This window comes from Synechococcus sp. H55.9, assembly GCF_047462355.1.
Classification (GTDB): domain Bacteria; phylum Cyanobacteriota; class Cyanobacteriia; order Thermostichales; family Thermostichaceae; genus Thermostichus.
On the sequence record NZ_JANSJB010000008.1, the window covers coordinates 5,130 to 10,087 of the forward strand.

Annotated in this window: 5 protein-coding genes; 1 reads left to right on the forward strand and 4 read right to left on the reverse strand. The window is 60.8% G+C overall.

Going from position 1 to position 4,958, the window contains the following annotated elements:
• Nucleotides 1–209 precede the first annotated feature (209 nt).
• Nucleotides 210–1,778, forward strand: coding sequence for an NAD(P)H-quinone oxidoreductase subunit N (locus NW857_RS02075; protein ID WP_414367828.1), 1,569 nt, complete (start codon nucleotides 210–212; stop codon nucleotides 1,776–1,778).
• A 156-nt stretch (nucleotides 1,779–1,934) separates the two neighbouring features.
• Here NW857_RS02075 and NW857_RS02080 read toward each other — a convergent pair whose 3' ends face one another.
• The 4 genes from NW857_RS02080 to NW857_RS02095 form a co-directional block, all read right to left on the reverse strand.
• Entirely contained in the window at nucleotides 1,935–2,504 is a 570-nt protein-coding gene (locus tag NW857_RS02080) for a photosystem I assembly protein Ycf4 (protein WP_414336635.1), read from the reverse strand.
• Nucleotides 2,505–2,822: 318 nt separating this feature from the next.
• Complete coding sequence (locus NW857_RS02085) at nucleotides 2,823–3,977, reverse strand: S-layer homology domain-containing protein (protein WP_414336636.1); 1,155 nt, start codon at nucleotides 3,975–3,977, stop codon at nucleotides 2,823–2,825.
• The gene (locus tag NW857_RS02090) at nucleotides 3,965–4,279 is read right to left on the reverse strand and encodes a DUF3181 family protein (RefSeq protein WP_414333375.1); all 315 of its coding nucleotides are present in this window, start codon (nucleotides 4,277–4,279) and stop codon (nucleotides 3,965–3,967) included. Before NW857_RS02090 ends, NW857_RS02085 begins: the two co-directional genes overlap by 13 nt.
• A 51-nt stretch (nucleotides 4,280–4,330) precedes the next feature.
• A complete protein-coding gene (locus NW857_RS02095; RefSeq protein WP_414333377.1) occupies nucleotides 4,331–4,924 on the reverse strand; it encodes a hypothetical protein in 594 nt (197 codons plus the stop codon).
• Between the last annotated feature and the right edge of the window lie 34 nt (nucleotides 4,925–4,958).

Genomic DNA, 4,958 nt, shown 5'->3' on the forward strand with positions numbered 1-4,958 from the left:
TGGCGGACTTGGATCTCATCCACGCCCGCCTAAAACTGGTGCTCACCTCTAGCGCCAAGCTCTAGCGGGGCTGTGATCAAGAGTGGCCTGAGCATTGAGAGTCTTGATTGAGATAATTGGGAGAAGCCATGCCTGAAGAGAGAAGAGAGCCCAGAAATCGCGGTATGCTGGCTTTGGATCCCGTTAACCTCTCTTCATAGTCTTCTCCTATGGATGTCTTCGCCCCAACCGGAAACCTGCATGCCGACGCCATTTGGCCAGAGGTGGTGGTCACCCTCACGCTGTTGATTGTCTTGGTGGTGGATCTGGTGGGTGGGTCGGCGGCGCGCAAAAATCTTCCGATCCTCTCCATCTTCGGCTTGATCGGAGCCTTGGTGACCTTGGTGTTGCAATGGCAGCAGCCCCAGTTGGAGAGCTTCTTGGGCAGCTTTGCCGCGGATCCAATTAGCATTCTCTTCCGCGGCCTGGTGGTGGCAACGGCAGCTCTGACGGTGATGATGGCGGAGCGCTACATCGCCCAGGCGGGGACACCCACTGGCGAGTTTTATGTGCTGCTGCTCACGGCCACCTTGGGGGGCATGTTCCTCGCCGGGGCGACGGATTTAATCATGGTGTTCGTCTCCTTGGAAACGCTGGGCATCGCCAGCTACCTGATGGCCGGCTACACCAAGCGGGATCCGCGTTCTTCCGAGGCAGCCCTGAAGTACCTTTTGACGGGGGCCAGCAGCACGGCCATCTTCCTCTACGGCATGTCGCTGCTCTACGGCCTGTCGGGGGGGCAGACCCAATTGGCGGCCATCGCGCCCTACCTGGCCAATGCCGGCCTGGTGGGGATCCTTGCCTTGGTGTTCTGCCTGGGCGGCATTGGCTTTAAGCTGGCGGCGGTGCCTTTTCACCAGTGGACTCCTGATGTTTATGAGGGATCCCCGACGCCGGTGGTGGCCTTTTTGTCGGTGGGATCCAAAGCGGCAGGTTTTGCCCTGGCCATTCGCTTTCTGGCTACCGTCTTCCCGGCCATGACGGAAGAGTGGCGGGCGGTGCTCTCGGTGCTGGCCATTTTGACCATGGTGCTGGGGAACGTGGTGGCCATCGCCCAAACCCGCCTCAAGCGCCTGCTGGCCTATTCTTCCATTGGGCAGGCGGGTTTTGTCTTGATTGGGTTGGTGGCGGGCACCGAAGCGGGCTATGCCAGCTTGATTTTTTACCTGATGGTCTATTTGGCCATGAACCTGGGAGCCTTTCTCTGCGTCACCCTGTTCAGCCTCAAGACCGGCACCGACGAAATCAACGAGTACAGCGGCCTCTATCAGAAGGATCCCTTCCTCACCCTTTGCCTGAGCATTTGTCTGCTCTCTCTGGGCGGGTTGCCGCCGCTGGCGGGCTTTTTCGGCAAGCTCTATCTTTTCTGGGCCGGCTGGCAGGCAGGGGCTTACACGCTGGTGCTGGTGGGCTTGGTGACCAGCGTCATCTCCATCTACTACTACGTGCGGGTAGTGAAAACCATGGTGGTGAAAGAGCCGCAGGAGATGTCGCTTTCGGTGCAAAACTACCCTGAGACGAACTGGCAGGCCGAAGGCATGCCGGCTTTGCGGGTGGGCATGGTGCTGACGCTGGTGGCCACGATCTTTGCCGGGATCCTCTCCAATCCGCTCTTTACTCTCTCCACCCAGGCGGTGGAGCAAAGCCCGTTTTTGGGGTTCCCGACAGCCCAGGCTTTTGCTCCAGAGGCGACCAGCCCTTCTCTGACAGTTGCGGGACGAGTCCTAGACCTTTCTTGAGCACTCTGCAAGGCAGGGATCCCTCACCCCCAACCCCTCTCCCGAAGGGAGAGGGGAGTTTACTTGGACAATTGACCCGATGTTGTTGAGCCGGTTTCTGGGCTATCTCAATTCCTGGGATCCCTGACCAGCAGCCGTCCACAATCCAAGAGAATTTCAAATACCCTCTAGGCTGACATTGAGAAAGCGGGCAATCTCGGCTGCTTGGTTTTCGATCTCCGTTAGGGAAGGGGGCTGGCCAACGCCGGTGAGGGGGATGTCGCCGCGTCCTTTTACCCGCAAGTAGATAACCCGGCGGGGGTTGAGGCCTTCTCGCAGCTCGACCCGCAGGCTTTGCACCTCGGCAAAGTCGTATTCCAGCCGCACCTCGCGGTTTTTGCCCGGAAAGCCCTGCCGCACCAGCGTTATCTTCTGGGTGCGGCGGTTGAACTCGTTGTAGCCGCCCCCCAGGTTCCAGTACAGGCTCAGCCATTGATACAGCCCCGCCAGGGATCCGAGCACACCGTAAAAGAGCATGGCAATGCCCTGGGGAATGAACACCAGGCTGGCGGGATCGGAAAAGGGAAGCAAGTTGCGGTGGAAATAGCTGGAAAGACCGGCCAGGGTAAAGCCCAGCCCACCCCCTGTCAGCGCCACCGCCCAAAAGTAGACGCTGGGCCGCCGCGACCCAATCACGGTGTAGCGCAGCAGCTCTTCAGAGCGAATTTCGGGAACAGTCGCAGACACAGACGGGATCCCTGTCGATTTTCCTGGCTTCTCCCATTTTATTTAATTGCAAACTAGAGCGAGACACTTCCCAAGCGCTCCGCGCCGCTCGACCCTCACCCCAAGCCCCTCTCCCAAGGGGAGAGGGGAGTTGGGGATAGTAGCGCGTTCGCGACAGCGTTGCGTAGCAATAACGACGTAGAGAGCGGCAACAGATCCTTTCCCGCCTTCTACAACAAGAGTCGCGGGGATCCTGGCTCCCCCTTGAGCGGTTGGATCTTTGCAATGAGCGCCAGCGCTTTAGACCTCTCTGCTCCCGCAGCTTGGGATCCCTCTAATTCAGGGTTGAGGCTGGCGCGGCGTAACGATTTCCCCTGCCCCTGGAGCAACTGCTGGGATCCTGAGTGGTGGGGATGGCTCAGGGTTGCTAGCAGCGCCGGGAGAGGGTTCGCCCTCAGGGGTGGGAGCGGGGGAAGGGGTCGGGTCTGGTTCGGCAGCAGGGGGAGAAGGCTCAAGATCGAGGGGCTTGGCTGCGGGAGTTGCGGTTGGCAAGGCAGCTTCTTGAGCCGTCCGCTCTCCAAAGGCCGACAGGGCAATTGCCGCTTCCCCGCGGCTGACCGGCTCAAAGGGGTTAAAGGTGCGGATGGGGCCGAAGGTGCGCAACACGGTGGAAGCATTCTCCAGGCCGCGATCCGCCACCAGAGGGGCAACCGCCTCCTCAGGGATCTGCGCCGCATCGGTAAAGCCCCAACGCTCCTCCAGCTCTAATCGGGATCCCTTGATTTGGCCGGGAGGCAAATCCAGAGGTGCCTTCATGCGGATCAGCTCTGCCCGCGACAGCAGGCTGTTGGGGCGAAACTCGCGGTTGGTATCGCCGCTAACGATGCCGGCAGCTCCCAGGGCCTGGATGTAGCGAAAGTTGGGATCCTCCTCCGGCACATCCAAAAAGAGGGGGCGCTCGCTGGCGGATCCCAAACGGATTTGGCGGCTGGGCTGGTCGGCGTGAATGGCGTTGTTGGCCAGCACCAACCAGCGGGCAAATTCGCCGCGACGAACGCTGCGCTGCGGCTGAAACTCACTGCCAACAACATCGGCAAAGACCCCCAGCCGATCCAAATCAGAGACAGCACGGGCCACCAGGGATCCGGGCTCCAGATCCGCAAAGCGGCTGCTGACCTGGCTGGGCGGAGGCGTGAAGGAAGCAGGGGGAGTCGCAGGAGCAGAGGGGACAGAGGTAGAGGAGGAGCGGGATCCCGGCAGAGGCGTGGGCGTCTCCGGTTGGTCTCCAGAGGGGAAGGTAGGCAGGCTCACCGGTCGCACCGCTCGTTGCAGCCGTTCTCCCCACTCGGTTCCCTGACAGGCCGACAACAGCCCCAGCAGCAGGACAAAACCAGCGGCCCTGAGCCAGGTGCCGGCTGGAGGCGGCGATCGCCTAGACTGCTTGAACCGATTGAGCTGATGCTGCAATGCTTTCTCCCCCTCTACTGAGCCCATTTGCGGCTGAACTCCTCCAGCACATCCAGTAAGTTCAGCAGGCTTTGCATGGGCAGCAGATCCGCCAGGGGCAGCTCTTTGCGCCCGCCCCCCACTTTCACCGGGATCCCTTGCAGGATCTCTGTAACGGCATTCTCATCCACCTTGCCTGCCATCACCTGGGGGGCCAGTTGTTCTGCCAAGAGGGTGTGCAGGTGGGCATCCCGCAGGTAGAGGTGCCACCGGGCCACATCGATGTAAACTTCCTCGCCAATGGCAGCGGCCAATTGCTCGATCTCTGGGTTGCTGGGCACTTGGGCCATTGCTCAGCTCCATCAGTGGTTGCCCTCTGCCGATCATAACCTGCTCCCACCTCAGGGAGAGCTGGCGGCAGAGCGGCCCGGTAGAGGCAGGGCAAAGTTCTCCTGCAACTGCCGCAGCAGCAACAGGTGCTCCAGCGCCAGGCGATCCCGTTCTGTGCGCAACTGGCTCAGTTGGGACTGAATTTGACGGATATCGGCCTCGTCAGAGTCCCAGTCTTGCAACAGGCGGTAGAGGCGCTCTTGTTGGTTGGCAATCTGCCGGTTCAGGCGGGCCAGGCGGCGGTTGAACTCCCTATCCATTGCTTCTGCCAGCTCGGGATCCGGCAGCAGGGCCAGGTGATCCCAATGGATGCCCAAGTCGGCCAAGGTTGGTGAGGGTGGATCCAACTCCTTAAGGAGGGGGAAATCGGGAAAAGGCGATAGCTCTATCCCGGGAGAGGTCGGTTGGTTTTGGGCGGGGGTGGGAGTGAGACGGGATCCCGGTGAGGGCAGGTTGGTGGGCTCCAGGGCATTGGGATAGGGACGTGAGTCCTGCGGCGCTGCAAAATGGCTGCCACTGGGGTCAGCCTGGGCCGGCAGGGATCCCAGACTGCATAGCCAAAGGCAAACCGCCAGACCGCAAGCTCTGCGAACGGCTTTTTCCACCCTCTACTCCTCAGTCTTTCTCAAGCCTGCTCAG

Bases quoted from the DNA above. Each gene is read 5' to 3' on its own strand.
- NW857_RS02075 (WP_414367828.1), top strand. From the start codon at position 210: ATGGATGTCTTCGCCCCAACCGGAAACCTGCATGCCGACGCCATTTGG.
- NW857_RS02085 (WP_414336636.1), bottom strand. From the start codon at position 3,977: ATGGGCTCAGTAGAGGGGGAGAAAGCATTGCAGCATCAGCTCAATCGG.
- NW857_RS02090 (WP_414333375.1), bottom strand. From the start codon at position 4,279: ATGGCCCAAGTGCCCAGCAACCCAGAGATCGAGCAATTGGCCGCTGCC.